The following is a 17,432-nucleotide window of genomic DNA, read 5'->3' as shown; positions in this document are numbered from 1 at the left end:
GAGAAGTAACGATGATTTTTAGGGGACTGTGCTAAGCAGTCCCTGATTTTATGAAAAGGAGTAGCGCATGGCAAATAAATTATATGCAATGGAACAGCTGACGGAAGAGGTGGCAAAAGATGTAGCTGCCAGTCCGCAGGAATGGATGCGATTCCTTAACACGGCATCCAGACTGTACAAATACACTTTTCCAGAACAGCTTTTAATTTATGCACAGCGGCCGGAAGCAACTGCCGTAGCATCCATGGAAATCTGGAATCAGAAGATGTACCGCTGGATCAAAAAGGGATCTAAGGGGATTGCCTTGATTGACAATACTTCCGGACCGAAAACAAAACTTCGGTATGTATTTGATGTGCAGGACACTTATAAAGTGCGGAATCTTGGAAAGGATCCTCAGTTATGGAATCTTCCGGTGGAAGGAGAACATCTGGTGGCAGATTATCTGCAGGAGCAGTTATCACTGGAAGATACAGAAGGAGGACTTGCTGAAAGTCTGCATCAGGCAGCGAAGGAGAGTATGCAGGAATGGCTTCCAGATGCATTGGAAGAACTGAGACTGGATGTGACAGGGACATTTTTGGAAGAACTGGACGAACAGAATCAGGAAGTAGAGTTCCGGGAATTGATGACCAATAGTGTCTGGTATGTATTACTAAACCGGTGTGGACTGGATGTACAGGAATATCTGGATGCAGAGGATTTTCGGCATATAACAGACTTCAATCAGCTGAAAATATTAGGACATCTGGGAAGTGCAGTCAACGAGATCAGCAGACCAGTCCTGATGCAGATTGGACGATATGTTCTGAATGATCTGGAAAATGACCTGAAAACGGTTGCAAAAGAAAAAGAAGTAGCTTATAATGAGTTTAACACGTTAATTCGTGAAAATAATGCGAGTAACACAGAAGATAGAGAAGAAAATAAGGAGGAAACGGATTATGAGAGAGATCAGTTACAGCCAGAACGGAGAGTATCAGATTCCAGATATCAGCCTGGAAGAGACGAGAGGAACCATCGGGAAGTACGGAATGATGAGGAAAGAGTATCTGAGAAACCACAAGGTAGCCAGGTTCAACATTCTGACACTGCAGAACCGTCTGGACAGTCACCTGATGGAGATCGACAGTCAGGCAAGGCAGAGAGTAGACAACCTGATGAACGAACTTCTGGAGAAAGATCCGGCACCGGACAAAATGGCAGACGGGATGGCATGGACCAGACACATGAACCAGATCAAGGCACAGGCAGAGGAGCTGGTGATTCAGGAGATTATTTACAGTTAAGCCTGTTCCTAACAGAAGAGGAACAGTTAGGAGAAATAAGGAAAGCGGCAGCTGCATTGGAACAGCCAGCCGCTTTTCTTATTTCCGATGAAGTGGTAAATGATATTCTCCGCACGGGAAGCGGACAGAAAAATACACTGTTTCATATTACAGCAAGACTGATTGAAGGTCTGGATAATGAAGAAATGCGGAGTTTTCTGAAAGATGAATATGGAACTGGTGGCAAAGGATTTACCATAGATGGTCAGAAAATCAGTATCTGGTATGACAATGATGGTATCCGTATCCGGCGAGGGGACTCTGCCAGAAGAAACTTTGACCGCATGGTTACGTGGGAAGAAGCAGCGAACAGAATTCGGGATATGTATGAGGATGGAAATTACGTGGATAATTTGATTTCCAATAATGCCATTGAACAGGAGCAGGAAGAAATGACCAATCTTCTTGCACTTCATTTTCGGGATACTTGCAGAAACTGGGAAAAGAAACAATCATATTCAGACTGGCAGGATGTAGTGAGTGGAGCATGGACAGATCAAGAGGAAGCAGATGCGATTGTCTATCGTTTTGAATGGCTGCAGAAATATATGGATGAGAATCCGGGAGATTATCACCGCTGGGAGATTCAGCATAATCCGGAATATCTCCAACGCTTTCAGGATCTTCAGAGGGAGCGTTCCTGGGTAGACCAGAAATTTACGGTCGAACGTCCGGCACTTTCCTTTATTACACAAGATGAAATAGATGCTGTCCTTAGAAGAGGCGGCATTACAGCCGGAGGGCGCAACCGGATCTATGAGTATTTCATGGAGCATCATGATATGAAAGATGCAGCAGAGTTCCTGAAAAATGAGTATGGAACAGGTGGTGCATCACCTGGGATACCGGGAGCGTATGAATCTGATGCCTCACATGATGCAAAAGGATTAAAACTTGCGAAAGGAAAGATTGGCAGTCCAGAAGTAGAAATTCTATTAAAATGGAATAAGGTTGCAGAACGTGTCCGTCAGCTGATCCGCACCGATGATTTCTTATCACCGGAAGAATTGGAAAAGTATGAAGAGCGGCAGGAAGCACAGAGACTGGCAGATTTGGAAGAAGCACAGCAGATGTTAGGAGAACAGCTGGAGCAGGATACTTTGACAGCGGAAGATATAACTGATTTGCGATTAGTTGATTCAGAATATATGTCTGGTACCAGAACAAAAATCCACGATTTTGATTGCAAAGTTAAGGGAGAAGCGAATCGGCTTCAATACACATTAGAATATCATGATGATGGAGAAGGTTTCACGATTCATACGGAAAAAGATGATATTTGGAATCGAATGTCAACACAAGAATTGGAACGTCTGGATGTAAAACTCGGACAAGAAGTACTTTATTATCATTATCACAACAAAACTGTAAATGCGGATACTTTAGATGAATTACGGGAAATCAGGGAAGAAATTATGGAGGAAGAGTCCTCGTATTTTACTGCTATTTCTCAACGTGTGTGGACAGATTATGATAAAAAAGAAAAAGAATTATCTGGAGAAGTTGAGGTATCGGAAGAAAAAGAATCTTTGGAAGAGATTAACGGAATATCAGAAACGATTCCAGCAACGAACTTCCGCATCACAGATGATGAGCTTGGACAGGGTACAGCAAAAGAAAAGTTCCGTGCCAATATCATGGCTATCCAGTTGTTAAAGAAATGTGAGGATGAGAATCGCAATGCAACACCGGAAGAACAGGAAATCTTATCCAGGTACGTTGGCTGGGGAGGTCTTGCAGATGCATTTGATGAGACAAAAGCTGCATGGGAGACAGAATATTTGGAATTAAAGACGGTTCTTACACCAGAGGAATATGCTGCAGCCAGAGCTTCCACCTTAAATGCTCATTATACACAGCCGATTGTGATTGAAAGTATGTATCAGGTGTTGGAGAATCTGGGATTTACAAAAGGAAATATTCTGGAGCCGTCTATGGGAGTTGGTAACTTCTTTGGAATGCTTCCGGAGAATCTAAACCAGTCCAAACTCTATGGTGTGGAACTGGACAGCATCAGTGGTAGAATTGCAAAGTTGCTCTATCCAGATGCCAATATTCAGATTAAAGGTTTTGAGAAGACAGATTATCCTAATGATTTTTTTGATGTGGCGATTGGAAATGTGCCATTTGGTGCATACAAGGTCAATGACCGTCAGTATGATCGCTACAATTTCATGATTCATGATTACTTTCTTGCCAAGACTATAGATCAGTTACGTCCAGGCGGCGTGGCTGCACTGATCACAACAAAGGGAACCATGGATAAAGCATCACCGGAAGTTCGGAAATATCTGGCAGAGCGTGCAGACCTGCTGGGCGCAATCCGACTGCCGAACACAGCTTTTAAGGCAAATGCAGGAACAGAAGTCAGTGCTGATATCCTGTTTTTCCAGAAGAGGGAAAGCCTTACGAAAGAAATGCCGGAATGGATAAATCTGGATAGTGATGTCAATGGCATTACAGTCAATCAGTATTTTGTTCAGCATCCGGAAATGATTCTGGGTGAGATGAAAGAAGTGTCCGGTCCGTATGGTATGGAAACAACCTGTGCTCCAATGGAAGGAGCTGATTTAGAATTACAGTTAGCAGAAGCAGTGAAACACATCAAGGGAAGCATGGCACCGGTAGTAGATGTGGAGACAGAACTGGATGAGATGCCAGAGAGTATTCCAGCAGATCCAAATGTGCGAAATTACAGTTATACGGTGGTAGATGATCAGGTATATTACCGTGTCAACTCTTTGATGAATCAGGTGAAAATGCCTGCCGCTACTGCAGAACGTGTAAAAGGGATGGTTGCAATCCGTGATACTGTCCGAGAGCTGATCGCTTTGCAGATGGAGGAAAACGTCACAGATGAAGAAATCCAGAAACAGCAGGAAAAACTGAATCAGGTGTATGATACCTACACAGCAAAGTATGGAGTTATTGGAAGTAATGCTAATAAACGGGCATTTTCTGATGACTCTTCTTATTGTCTGCTGTGTTCCCTGGAAGACTTGAATGAAGATGGAACATTGAAGCGGAAAGCGGACATGTTCACCAAACGAACCATCAAAAAGGCGGTTGCTGTGACAAGTGTGGAGACAGCCACAGAAGCACTTGCTCTGTCTTTAAATGAAAGGGCTAAAGTAGATCTCCCATATATGGCACAGCTGACCGGAAAGACCGAAGAGAAAATTACAGAAGAGCTGGTTGGAGTTATCTTCAAAAATCCACTGACAGACCAGTGGGAAAGCGGAGATGAATATCTCTCCGGAAATGTTAGGGATAAATTAAATACTGCGAGAACTTTTGCAGAGAATCATCCGGAATTCACATCGAATGTGCGTGCACTAGAGGCAGTTCAGCCGAGAGATCTGGAAGCATCGGAGATTGAAGTGCGTATTGGAGCTACCTGGATTGAACCTTCGGATTATCAGGATTTTATGCAAGAAACATTGCATACACCATGGTATCTGCTTCAGAAAGAAATACAGGTGAAATTCTCTGAGGTAAATGGTGAGTGGAGGATTACAGGAAAGAATGCCGACAGTCCCCAAAATGCGTTTGCCTATGCAACGTATGGAACTGAGAGAGCAAATGCCTATAAGATTCTGGAAGATACCCTGAACCTGAAAGATGTACGCATCTATGATAAGAGTGTCAATGAAAATGGTGATGAGATCCGTGTCCTTAATAAGAAAGAAACCATGCTGGCATCACAGAAGCAGGATGCCATGAAAGCAGCATTTAAGGACTGGATTTTTAAAGACCAGCAGAGACGTGAACGACTGGTAAAGGTGTACAATGAACGATTTAATAGCATCCGTCCCCGTGAATATGATGGCAGTCATTTGACTTTCCCAGGAATGAATCCGGAAATAGAACTTCGTCCGCACCAGAAAAATGCAGTTGCACATCAGCTTTACGGAGAGAATGTACTTCTTGCTCATGTAGTAGGAGCAGGGAAGACCTACGAAATGGTAGCAGCTGCAATGGAAAGTAAAAGACTGGGATTATCACAGAAGAATCTCTTTGTCGTGCCGAACCATTTGACGGAGCAGTGGGGTGCAGAATTCCTACAGTTATATCCGGGAGCCAATATCCTAGTAGCAACCAAGAAAGATTTTGAACCGGCAAACCGGAAAAAGTTCTGTGCCAGAATCGCTATGGGAAATTACGATGCTATTATTATCGGTCATTCTCAGTTTGAGCGTATTCCAATCTCTGATGAGCGGCAGGAAGCCATGTTACGGAAGCAGATTGATGATCTGGAAATGGCAATCCAGAGTGCAAGGTATGAACAGGACGGCGGGCGTTATACCGTCAAACAGATTGAAAAGACCAGAAAAACATTGCAGACAAGATTGGAAAAACTGAATCAGAAGGAGAAAAAAGATCAGGTAGTTACGTTTGAAGAACTGGGCGTGGATCATTTGTATGTAGATGAAGCACACAGCTATAAAAATGCGTTTCTCTATACAAAAATGAGAAATGTAGCCGGGATTGCACAGAATGAAGCACAGAAATCCGCAGATATGTTCAATAAATGTCAGTATCTGGATGAGATTACCGGAGGGAAAGGCATTACCTTTGCTACAGGCACACCAATCAGCAACAGCATGACGGAATTATATGTTATGCAGCGGTATCTGCAGAACAGCAAATTACAAAATATGGGACTTGGATTGTTTGATTCTTGGGCTTCCACTTTTGGAGAAGTTGTCACGAGTATCGAACTTGCACCGGAAGGAACAGGTTATCGTGCAAAGTCCAGATTCGCACGGTTTTATAATATTCCGGAACTGATGAATATGTTCAAGGAGATTGCAGATATCAAGACTTCCGATCAGTTAAAGCTTCCTGTGCCGGAAGCGGAATATGAAACAGTGGTGCTGAAACCAACGGAACAACAGAAAAAAATCGTAGAAAGTCTGGGAGAACGTGCAGAAGTTGTCAGAAACGGCGGGGTAGATGCCTCGGTCGATAATATGCTAAAAATCACCAATGACGGAAGGAAGTTAGCATTGGATCAGCGTTTGGTGAATGAATTATTGCCAGATAATCCAGAAAGTAAAATATCAGTTTGTGCAGAGAAAAGCTATGAAATATGGAAAGACACAGCAGCACAGAAATCCGCACAGTTGATTTTCTGTGATTTGAGCACACCAAAAGGTGATGGCAGTTTCAATGTTTATGATGACTTGAAGCAGAAACTGATGGAGAAAGGTGTACCGGAAAAAGAGATTGCTTTTATTCATGATGCAAATACAGAAGCAAAGAAGACGGAGCTGTTTGGAAAAGTGAAATCCGGGCAGGTTCGTTTTTTGATTGGCTCAACAGCAAAGATGGGTGCAGGAACCAATGTGCAGGATCGTTTGATTGCCCTGCATCATCTGGATATTGGTTGGAAACCATCTGACTTGGAACAGAGGGAAGGACGTATTATCCGTCAGGGAAACCATAATAAAAAGGTTCATATCTTCCGGTATGTAACAGAATCCACATTCGACAGTTATATGTGGCAGTTAATCGAGAACAAGCAGAAATTCATCTCCCAGATTATGACGAGCAAAGCACCGGTCAGAAGTTGTGAAGATGTGGACGAAGCGGCGCTGTCTTATGCAGAGGTCAAAGCACTTGCAACCGGAAATCCGGCAGTAAAAGAGAAGATGGCATTGGATGTGGACGTGGCAAAGTTGAAACTTTTAAAAGCCAACCACATGAATAATCAGTACCGTTTGGAAGATGACATTGCAAGGAATTTTCCGCAACAGATTGCAAAACTGATGGAGATCATTGACAGCTACAAGGCAGACATCGCTCATTTTTCTGAGCATAAAATCACAGATCCAGAGCAGTTTTCTATGGAAATCAGTGGCAAAGTGTTCACAGAAAAGAAAGAGGCAGGTACGGCACTTCTGGCGGTCTGCAAAGACATTAAGTCTGTAGATGCAGCTATGGACATTGGAAGCTATCAGGGATTCAACATGAGAATCCAATTCGACAGCTGGAGCAAAGAGTTTATCCTGTCTGTAAAGCATGAATCGGTAGCTAAAGTTCGGTTGGGAGCCGATGCTCTAGGAAATATCACTCGTATCAACAACCTTTTGGAAAGCTATCCGGAGAAACTGGCAGAAGCAGAACAACGGCTGGAAACGGTTCAGGAGCAGATGACAAATGCCAAAGAGGAAGTCGGGAAGCCATTTCCAAAAGAAGAGGAACTGAGCCAAAAACTGGAGCGGCTGTCAGAATTAAATGCACTTCTCAATATGGATGAACGGGAAGATACAGAAACAGAGCAGTCGGAATCAAAAGAGAAAGAAGAAAGACCGGCACGAGGTTCTATCCATGAGAAGCTGCAGATTTATAAAGAAAAGAGTCAGCGGGAAAGTGAAACTGGCAAGGAAAATAGAAAACGGGACTTCGGTCTGGAATAAGAAAACAAGGAAGATGGCATAATCTGGCAGAAAGAATGTTCTGTGGGTTATGCCTTCTTTCAGAATACGGGAGGAACTTATATGGCAAGAAGTATGATAACAGGTAGAGAAACACAGAAAATGCAGGAATATACGCAGGAACGGATCAATCAGGCAGAGCGTAGAGGCGTAGAATTTTCAACAGATGTAAAAGAACAGATTTTTGAATATGCGAATCTGATCGGCGAGGAAGAGAAAGTTAGAACTTTGGTAAGAAATCTGGCAGATGCAGTGAGTCAGGCAGATCAAGAAGGTGTAGAGGATTTGCTGGATGACGCAAGAATGGATATTCAGGAACTGCCGGATCCAACCATAGGTAAGCTAGAATTACGTGACTATGGATATACAGCAGAAGATATGGTACCGCTTAGAAAAGAAGCAGCTCTTGATTATCACAGAATGGGTTCTAAAATTTATTGCCTTGGTAGTGATGACAGTAAAGGTGAATATGCGAGTAAAGAAATGATACAGGCATACGATGGTTTGTTTGGAATGGAATCGCAGATGTGGGAACGGATAAAGGATAACAACCTGGATTATGCAGAAGAAAATTTAGGAGCATTTCAGGAGCCTATGAGTGTCATTGAGCAGGAAGAAGCACTGAAATTATACGATGCCGGAGCAGATATCTATCTGATCACTAGTTTTTCATCACCGATGTATGTCACGGAACGCATGGAAATTGAACGAGGACCAGAGCATTATCAGATGTCTATGACAGAACTGGAGCGTTTCCGTAAGCTGGAATGGGAAATGCAGAAGTATCCACAGATTCAGTCATTGAAAGAAGCAAACCTGTTGTTAGGAACAAGAAGGACATTTGGTATTTATCAGATCCGGGATGATTCACCGGGCGAAAACTATGCTTTCATGAATATGAGCTTTATTGAAAGTCATGGTATGCAGATAAAAAAAGAAGATTATAAGCTGGTCTATGTTGGTGAATTATCAGGAAATATGTCACTGGATGATATTTTTGAAAGGTTCAACATTGACAGACCGGAAGACTTCCGTGGTCACTCCCTGTCTGTCAGTGATATCGTAGTTCTGAATGACGGGGAAAAGGTAACTGCCCATTTTGTAGACAGTATCAGTTTTGAACAGCTGGATTCTTTCCTGAATCTGGAAGAACAGGTTCTTAATGAACTGGCATATGAGGTAGGAGAACGGTATTTTGCTATTCAGAGAACAGAAGAAGGATACGATTATTCTTTTTACGATGAAGATTTCCGATTGATGGATGGTGGCGTTTATGAGAATGATGAAATTTCTATTGAAGAAGCGGCGGCGGAACTTTTGGAAGACGAAGGCTGGACTGGAGAACGCATCCGTGGAGATTATGATCAGTTGATGGAGAAAGTAGAAGAAATGGATGAGGTTGTAATGGCAGAGATTCAGAAAAGCCAGGGCGAATATAAGCCACTGGCAAAGGTGGAGGAACTGGAAGAAGCAAATTACAACATGATTGATAACGTCCTCAACAATATGCCACCGAAGAAAGAACCGTATCTGGAGTATTTCGCCACAGAATGCGATGAGTTTCACGATATGGGGGCTTATGAAAAAAGTACCGATGTTAATCAGATAGCTGCGGTCTATGAAAAATATAGGGAAAATCCAGAAACTGCGTATCTTGGATGCTCAATGGGAATTATTTATCGTGATCCGGAAGATAGTTACTATGATGAAGCTGAATTTGCAATTGTTAAAGGAAATACCGTATTTGGAAATCTAATGGACGATGTTCGATTTTATGGGGAACTTGCACTGGTACGGGAAGGGATTGAGAAAATTCATGAAGCATTGCCGGACTATAAGTACGTTCCGATGCAAGATGTTCGAGAAGCAATGTATCCAGAGAAGATGACCACAGAACAGCTGGCAGAGGCACTGGATGAGATTGCAGAAGCTTTTGATCCGTATGATTACCGGGATCATGTAGAACCGGGGCAGGATACCTTACAGGAAGTCATGCTGGATCTGCAAAGTGGAAATGTTGGTTCTTATATTTCCTTTCTGAAGGATGTGATTGAAGAAGACTGTGAGCAGTCCGTGTGGGCAGGTGTTTTGCTGGAACGGCTGAAATCCTACGAACCAGATATATCCAAAGAAACAGAGCCGATGGTGTATGTGAATTACTGTGAAAAGCGGGAGCTGATGGAACCACGCTGTCAGAAGCTCTCAGATCTGGATTCCCGTACTGCACAGAAGGATAAGGAATGGTACGCAGACCGTAATCCGAGGACGGATGAGCCGATGGTAACAGCCCAGATGTTTTTTACTATATATTATGCGGAAAAAGGCGATAAAATGCTGCAACATTTCAAAGGGAAAATAGATATTGGAACAGGAAATGGCGGTATTTTAAGTCAGCTGAAACTCCAAAATGAACTGAAACTTACGGATGAAAGCTGGATTGGTTATCTGAAAAACAAGGGAAATGAAGAGTTTCAGAAGTGTATGGAAGATCTGACCGATATGCAGAACCATGTGCTGCCATATTTGCAGAGCTTTTGCAGTCTGGAAGAAAAAAGTGTGCAGGAAAAGCAGGAACGGCTGGTTGCAGAAAAGCAGGACAGCAGAGTAGAAGCGTCAAGAGCAGCGAATGTGACAAAAGGGGATAATGACAAAGCTGTGAAAAAGGTAGTTTCGAGTATGCAAACAGAAAAGAATAAAGCAACTACGAAGGCAAAGAAGCCATCTATTCATGAACGACTGGAAATCAATAAGAGAAAAATCCAAGAAAAGCAGGGAAAAGATGAGCCGGAGAGAGGAGCTGATCGGGATGTAAGAACGGTATAAATTTATAGAAAGGCACTTGGCTCCGTTTTGGACATAGCAAAAGTGCTGGCAGTGACGAACGAAGATGTGCTGTCTGCTTATTTGCAGAGAGTATCTGATTTTGGAGACTGCCTACTTGCAACTTGTACGAAGGCGAATCAGTGTGATGCGATTGTGACAAGGAATAAAAAGGATTTTCTTTCCTTTTGGATTACACTGCTTTCTCCGGAAGAACTGCTGAATATTTATTCGTAAAAATATGTTTTTATAATCGGTAGCAGAAGGAAAGTTGAATGATAACTCCGATCCAGCATACTGGAAAATATAAAAATTTTATAACAAAGTGGAAAACCCTGCGTAGGATCAGAAATGTTCTCACAGGGTTTCATGTATCTAATAAAATATAGAAATTTAGCGGATTTCTGCTAGAATAAGAAAAACTGTTAAAAAAATATCGTACATAGATCAAAAAGACTATATATGGGCGACCTTTTAAAGCCGATTTATATAAAATAGAAGAAAAAAAGGTGGTCGATACCGTGGATATAAAAACAGCGGTCATATATCGTTTAAACGATCTGATTAATCAGAAAGATATCACAGTGAATGAGGCGGCGGTATGTTCTGGCGTTCCTCCTTCGACATTAAAGAATATTTTGTATGGTCAGAGTAAGAATGCTGGCGTAGTTACAATAAAAAAGATATGCGATGGATTGGATGTCACAATACAGGAATTTTTTGCTGATCCCATCTTTGCAGATTTGGAACCCGAACTATAGGAAGAGTAAATGCTCATAGGATTCAGATTCTGCAGGATGGATTTTTTATGAAAAAGGGTTAGGAAAAACTAACTTAGAAGGACATAGATGTATAAAATAGCAATTTGCGATGATGATAAAAATTACAGGGAGAAAATAGAGAAGGTTATAGAAACGGAAGGGATTCTTCCTAAGAGCGAGATACGGTTTTATGAATACGAGTCAGGAAAGGAACTACTGAAAAATGCTGATATTTTGCATGATTTGGTCTTTATGGATATGCGTATGCCCGGATTGGATGGGAATAAATCGGTACTGAAGCTGAGGGAATACAATAGGGCAGCGATATTGGTGTTCTGCTCCGGATACTTTGAACCGACTTCAGACAGCATCAATATTGGGCAGCCGTTCCGGTATATTATGAAAGACTTGCATGACAGAAGTCTGAAAAGGGAAATCCCTGCAATTTTATCAAAAGTAAAATTGCACTGTGGAGATTCTTCCGTGACGGTTACATCAGCGGGAAGAGTAATTCGTATCTATACGGAAGACATTTTATATATCTGTCTGGCGAAAAGGGGTTGCTCTATATACGTTGCTAGGCAGGGGGAGATAGATGAGATGCATTGTAAGGAATCTTTAGGCGATTTATATGAACGTCTGGCCGGAAGGGGATTTGAGTATGCACATAACAGTTATATTGTAAATCTGGCGAAAGTGGAAGGATTGGAAAAGAATGTGGCGCTGCTACAGATGGGAATCCAATTGAATGTTTCAAGGTCGAAAAAAGGTCAGTTTGCTGACGCTCTGATCATGTTTCTTGGGGAAAGGAACGGCATGGTATGATAGTAAGAGATTTTTTGATCTGCCTTCTTCAGATGTATCTGTTGGAAGATCTGGAAAAGAACATGCTTCCATACAGAAGAGAAAACTTTTTGGGAAAATTTCTCGTATATTTTGTCGCAGCGCTGATAATGCTCGGAATCAACCACTTGGAATCCTCAATATTTAATATGGTAATGATTCCGGTAACGTATATGATTGTGTCAATGGTTGTGTTCCGGGGAAATATATGGAAGAAGCTGGTTATAGTATGCTGCTATTATGTGCTGGCAATTATTCCTGAATTTCTCTTTGCAACGCTTACGAATGCGTATGGCGTGACTGGTGCATCTGAGGGTTTTGGGACGGAAATAGAAAAAACATTAGCACTACTACTGATGAGTACCATGACATTTCTGTTTATTAAATGCATTAATCAGGTAACGAGAAAAAGGGATTATCTGACGATTGAGAATAAAACTTTTACTGTGCTGCTCATGCTGCCAACCGCTACGATCATTATATTAGGATGTGTGTTTTATTCAAATATTTCTTTTGAAGGAATGAACAGGGTTATGGTTCCGGTAGGAGCTTCGCTGCTGCTATTGACGAATATCTTCATTTTCTCAGTGTTTGACCGGTTTGTAGAGAAATCAGAAGAAGTGAAGAAGATGGCTCGGCTTTACCAGAAAAGCAGGGCGGAGATTGCTAATTTACAGTATATGAATAAGGTCAATGAGGATAACAGGGCATTCTTACACGATATAAATAAATTTATTTGTACAGTAGCCGGTTTGATGGAAGAAGGAGAAAATCAAGAGGTTAAGGAGATTATGGAACATTTAGGTGTCCGGATTCAGAGCCTTCAAAAAGGTGCGTATTGCGAACATCCGATCTTGAACAGCATCCTGTGCGAAAGGAAATTCCTTGCGGAATCTAAGAATATTTCCTATAAGATTACCCTGGGTAATGATCTCAGGCTGGACTTTCTGGAAGAACTGGATATGATCTCAATCGTAGGTAATCTTTTGGATAACGCACTGGAAGCGGCAGAAAAGACAAAAGATGGCCGATATGTGGAATGCAGGATGTATATGGGAAATGAGGAACATTTCCTTGTTATGGAATTTTGCAACGGGTATGTTGTTCCACTGTTAAAGGACAAGGACCGGTACATAAGCACCAAAAGAGATGCAGACAGTCACGGGATCGGACTGCATACGGTTGGAAAACTGGTTAAAAAGTATGCTGGAATTATGAGAGTGGAGGTCGGAGAACAGGAGTTCTCTGTTAAGCTGATCTTTACAATAAAATAAAGATGTGCAAAAATCGCCCAAAAAGTTACCGTTTTTGCCACGGTAATTGAAAAAAGGGCGATTTTTGTGTAAACTTTCGGAAAAAAAGGGAGGCATGTAACTATGAAAAAAACAATCAGAAAAAGCTTGGGTATCAAAGTACTTGGAGTTGTAAACTGTCTTGCGCTCTGTCTGACGGCATATACGGCAAATCTGGCGTGCAACTGGCTGTACTATCAGGAAGAAGAGCCGGAAGAAGTTAAGAAAATGAGGAAATTCTAGTGTGGAAAAAAACTACCGGCTGGCTTTTTGAAGTGCAAAACAGGAACGGGATTCTTGAAGAGAAAGACCGCAGGCTGTATGAATATGCTTACGGCTTACTGCTGGGCAGGGTGGCGATATACCTTATCATTGTCATACTTGGCATTGTAACGGGGAATTGGCTGGAGATGCTAGTCTTTTTATTGCCCTTTACTGTTCTAAGGCAGTATGCTGGAGGGATTCATTTAGAAAAAGCAGGGAGCTGCATGGTTGTTTCCAGTATCCTTGTCCTTCTGTGCGGTCAGTATCTGGCGTCTGGTTCGGCTGTGATGTGGCAAATACGGATCATATGGCTTGCTGCAGTTGGAGTCATATTTGTTATGGCACCGGTGGATGCCAGCAGTAAGAAACTGGATGAGAAAGAAAAGAAAGTTTATGGTATGCGCGCGAGGGCAATTTTAATTATTGAATGCGCGATAGCAGGTGTTTTTTCTGTAACCGGATATTCCCTGGTCGTAAACGGGATTATGGTAGCGCATATTGTTTTGGCGTCCGGTTTAATATTGGGATGGATCAAAAATTTTTTTTGACAAAGAGTTAGAATTAACTAATCTTGGATAGGAATAAGAAACGCTTGGGAAAAGCATATCACAAAATGATAATAAACAGAATAAAAAAGAACATGATGCAAGAGGAACATAAAAGTGAATTTGAAGTTGATAAAAAATACAGAAAATATTAACAAAGAGAAAATAACTTTGTTTTGTCTGCCGTTTGCGGGGGGCGGCGCTTCTGCTTATAACCAGTGGGCGAAAAAGATGCAGGGAAAAGTAACGGTATGTCTGGTTCAGCTTCCGGGAAGGGAAGAACGGATCATGGAGAAGCCGTATATAGATATGCCGGTTATGTTAGATGATCTGGAAGAGGCAGTAAGAGAGGTTGTGGATGGACCGTATGCCTTATGGGGGCACAGTATGGGCGGTAAGATTGCCTATGAGCTGGAAAAGAGATTGGAAGCGGTCGGATATACAGCGAGCTGTCTGTTTATTTCCGGCAGCCGGATTCCCAGTATTCCGGAGCCGAAGCCGATCTATCATCTTCCGGATGAAGAGTTTAAGAGGGAACTGGGAAGATTTGAGGGGACGCCAAAAGAGATACTGGAGAATCAGGAATTATTGGATTTCTTTCTGCCTATGCTACGGGCAGATTTTACCATGGATGAAACATATTATGACAAGACGGGAATAGTACTGCATGCGCCTATCGCTGCATTTGGCGGAGAAAAGGATGGCGAAGCGGATGAGAGCGCAATCTGCGAATGGGGAAAGTATACGGATAATGATTTTAGCTACCGGATATTTCCGGGAGGACATTTTTATTTGCGGGATTACGAAGACGAAGTAATAAGTGAAGTTATGAGGCGCCTGCCGGGAATAAAAGATGGAGATTAAACGGTATGGAGCGAAGGAATTTCTGGCGGCAGGCAAACTTTGTATCCGTGAAAATGAGATACATATATGGTGCATCTGCTGGCCGGAAATGACAGATTTCTGGGTGAACCATGAATATATCCTGAGTGGGCAGGAATCGGAGCAGGTCGGAAGATTCCGCTTTTCGGAAGACAGGATGCGTTATATAGCCGGGAAGGTTGTAGTGCGGCTTCTCTTGAAAAGATATTTAGATGTGGAAACGATTGATTTTTCTGTCAGTGAACGGGGCAAGCCTTATCATAAAAAGATTGCAGGAAAGCAGACCGTAGATTTTAACATTTCGCATTCGGGAGAATTCATACTGGCGGGATTCGCTGTTGGAATGGACATCGGAGTGGATGTGCAGGAAATGGCGGGATGTCCGGATTACAGGGAGATAGCCGGGAATTTTTATACGGAAGAAGAAGCGGAAGATGTAATAAAGGAAGGAGCGGCTTTGTTTTTCCAGTACTGGGCGGCCAAAGAAGCGTATGTAAAGGCACTCGGTATTGGATTAGGAAGAGGAATGGATTTCTTCTCTGTCAGAAACGGGAAAATTGCAGAAAAAGATAAGAAAGATCAGGACTGGTTTCTGTATCCGGTCAGGATCAAAGGATATGCTGCGTATGTGGCGGCGCATAAGAAGGAGGCAAATCAAATGGGTTATAAGAAAGATATGAGCAAATATGAGAATCTGGAAGGCTGGGAGAGATGTGGCGTTGGAGAACAGCTTGATAGGTGGGCGGAAAAATATGGAGAAAGAACTGCGGTTACGGACAGTGAAGACGAGATCAGTTATATGGAATTAAAGCAAAAAGCAGATTGTCTTGCGGCAGCTTTTCTGCGTAAAGGAATTTTAAAAGGAGACAAAGTGCTTGTGCAGCTTCCGAACAGGATTTCTTTTGTGATCGTGTTTTTTGCGCTTTCCAAGATTGGGGCGGTGCCAATCATGATGCTGCCGGCCCACAGGGAGGCGGAACTGGAAGGAATTATTGAACTGGCAAAGCCGGCCGCTTATATTGTGGCGGAGAAATATCTGGGATTTTCATATGTGCCGATGGCAAATGCGATGAAAGAGAAATATTCATGTATCCGGCATATATTTGTAGATAGCGAATCCGGGGATATTAGTGGAATGATTGCGGAAACGTGTGGAGAAAATGGGGCATTTCCGGCTGTGGATGGATATGAAACGGCGGTGCTTTTGCTGTCCGGCGGGACGACAGGGGTTCCAAAACTGATTCCGCGCACCCATACGGATTATATGTATAATGCCCGCATGTCCGCGAAGAGATGCCGCCTGGATAGCAGTGACGTTTATCTGGCGTCTCTTCCGGTAGCTCATAATTTCCCGTTATGCTGCCCGGGGCTTTTAGGCACGCTGGACGTGGGAGGAAAAGTTGTGCTTGCGTCTGCGACCAGCCCGGATGATATCCTTGACGCAATTACTGAGGAAGGTGTCACGATAACGGCATTGGTTCCTGCTATGGTTACTGTGTGCATGGAAATGCTGGAATGGGATGAAGATTATGATATATCCAGCCTGCGGATTTTGCAGGTGGGTGGCGCAATGCTGGAAGATTCCCTTGCGGATAAGATCATTGAAGAATGGCCGTGTAAACTGATGCAGGTATTTGGTACGGCGGAGGGGCTATTGTCCTTTACTAGCCCGGAGGATGAAGGTTCCCTGATCGCAAGATGCCAGGGAACTCCGGTGTCTCCTGCGGATGAAGTGAAGATTGTGGATGATGAAGATAAGGCCGTACCGGAAGGCGTTTTTGGGGAATTATTATCCAGAGGCCCGTATACGATTGATGGTTATTATATGGCGGAGGAAGCGAATAAAAAGAGCTTTACGCCGGACGGATTTTACCGGACGGGCGATAAAGCTATGTGGACGAAAGACGGAAGGTTACGTTTGGGCGGGAGGATCAAAGAGCAGATTAACCGCGCCGGAGAAAAGATCATGCCTTCAGAGATTGAAGCTTACCTTTGCAGGCATTTGAAAATCAAAGAGGCAGCCGTTGTCGGCGTTCCGGATGAAACCCTTGGAAACCGGATATGTGCATTCCTTGTGACTGATGATGAAGCCGGGATCGATTTACAGGAAATCCACAGGTTCCTGCGGGAAATAGGCGTTGCGGCGTATAAAATGCCGGATCAGATAGAACGGGTAGAGACATGGCCGCTGACCAGCGTAGGAAAAATAGATAAGAAAGCATTAGAACGGATGGCGCAGGAAAAATAGAAGGAGACA

Annotated in this window: 10 protein-coding genes; all 10 read left to right on the top strand. The window is 42.9% G+C overall.

Annotated elements, in window-relative coordinates:
• Positions 1-67 precede the first annotated feature (67 nt).
• The 10 genes from ACESSZ_RS00755 to ACESSZ_RS00710 all read left to right on the top strand — a co-directional run bounded on the left by ACESSZ_RS00755 (position 68) and on the right by ACESSZ_RS00710 (position 17,423).
• Positions 68-7,750 carry a helicase-like domain-containing protein gene (locus tag ACESSZ_RS00755; RefSeq protein ID WP_499842659.1) on the top strand — a complete coding sequence of 2,561 codons (7,683 nt, stop codon included), beginning with the start codon at positions 68-70 and terminating at the stop codon, positions 7,748-7,750.
• A gap of 81 nt (positions 7,751-7,831) precedes the next feature.
• Positions 7,832-10,591: a YodL domain-containing protein gene (locus tag ACESSZ_RS00750; protein ID WP_161286444.1), complete on the top strand. Its 2,760-nt coding sequence runs from the start codon at positions 7,832-7,834 to the stop codon at positions 10,589-10,591.
• A 27-nt stretch (positions 10,592-10,618) separates the two neighbouring features.
• Positions 10,619-10,825: a PIN domain-containing protein gene (locus ACESSZ_RS00745; protein ID WP_161286443.1), complete on the top strand. Its 207-nt coding sequence runs from the start codon at positions 10,619-10,621 to the stop codon at positions 10,823-10,825.
• Positions 10,826-11,109: 284 nt separating this feature from the next.
• On the top strand, positions 11,110-11,349 hold the full coding sequence (locus ACESSZ_RS00740) for a helix-turn-helix domain-containing protein (RefSeq protein ID WP_054337273.1): 240 nt from the start codon (positions 11,110-11,112) through the stop codon (positions 11,347-11,349).
• Between the two features lie 87 nt (positions 11,350-11,436).
• Complete coding sequence (locus tag ACESSZ_RS00735; protein ID WP_227199131.1) at positions 11,437-12,174, top strand: LytR/AlgR family response regulator transcription factor; 738 nt, start codon at positions 11,437-11,439, stop codon at positions 12,172-12,174.
• Positions 12,171-13,466, top strand: coding sequence for a sensor histidine kinase (locus tag ACESSZ_RS00730; protein ID WP_499842658.1), 1,296 nt, complete (start codon positions 12,171-12,173; stop codon positions 13,464-13,466). Before ACESSZ_RS00735 ends, ACESSZ_RS00730 begins: the two co-directional genes overlap by 4 nt.
• Before the next feature lie 102 nt (positions 13,467-13,568).
• Positions 13,569-13,727, top strand: a complete 159-nt coding sequence (locus ACESSZ_RS00725; RefSeq protein ID WP_015528432.1) for a cyclic lactone autoinducer peptide — start codon at positions 13,569-13,571, stop codon at positions 13,725-13,727.
• Positions 13,727-14,296: an accessory gene regulator B family protein gene (locus tag ACESSZ_RS00720; RefSeq protein ID WP_499842657.1), complete on the top strand. Its 570-nt coding sequence runs from the start codon at positions 13,727-13,729 to the stop codon at positions 14,294-14,296. Before ACESSZ_RS00725 ends, ACESSZ_RS00720 begins: the two co-directional genes overlap by 1 nt.
• Positions 14,297-14,410: 114 nt before the next feature.
• Complete coding sequence (locus ACESSZ_RS00715; RefSeq protein ID WP_499842656.1) at positions 14,411-15,157, top strand: thioesterase II family protein; 747 nt, start codon at positions 14,411-14,413, stop codon at positions 15,155-15,157.
• Positions 15,147-17,423, top strand: a complete 2,277-nt coding sequence (locus ACESSZ_RS00710) for an AMP-binding protein (protein ID WP_499842655.1) — start codon at positions 15,147-15,149, stop codon at positions 17,421-17,423. Before ACESSZ_RS00715 ends, ACESSZ_RS00710 begins: the two co-directional genes overlap by 11 nt.
• Positions 17,424-17,432 lie beyond the last annotated feature (9 nt).

This window comes from Eubacterium sp. 3_1_31 (assembly GCF_964249515.1).
GTDB lineage: Bacteria > Bacillota_I > Bacilli_A > Erysipelotrichales > Erysipelotrichaceae > Longicatena > Longicatena caecimuris.
This window is presented reverse-complemented; position numbering and strand designations above follow the sequence as displayed.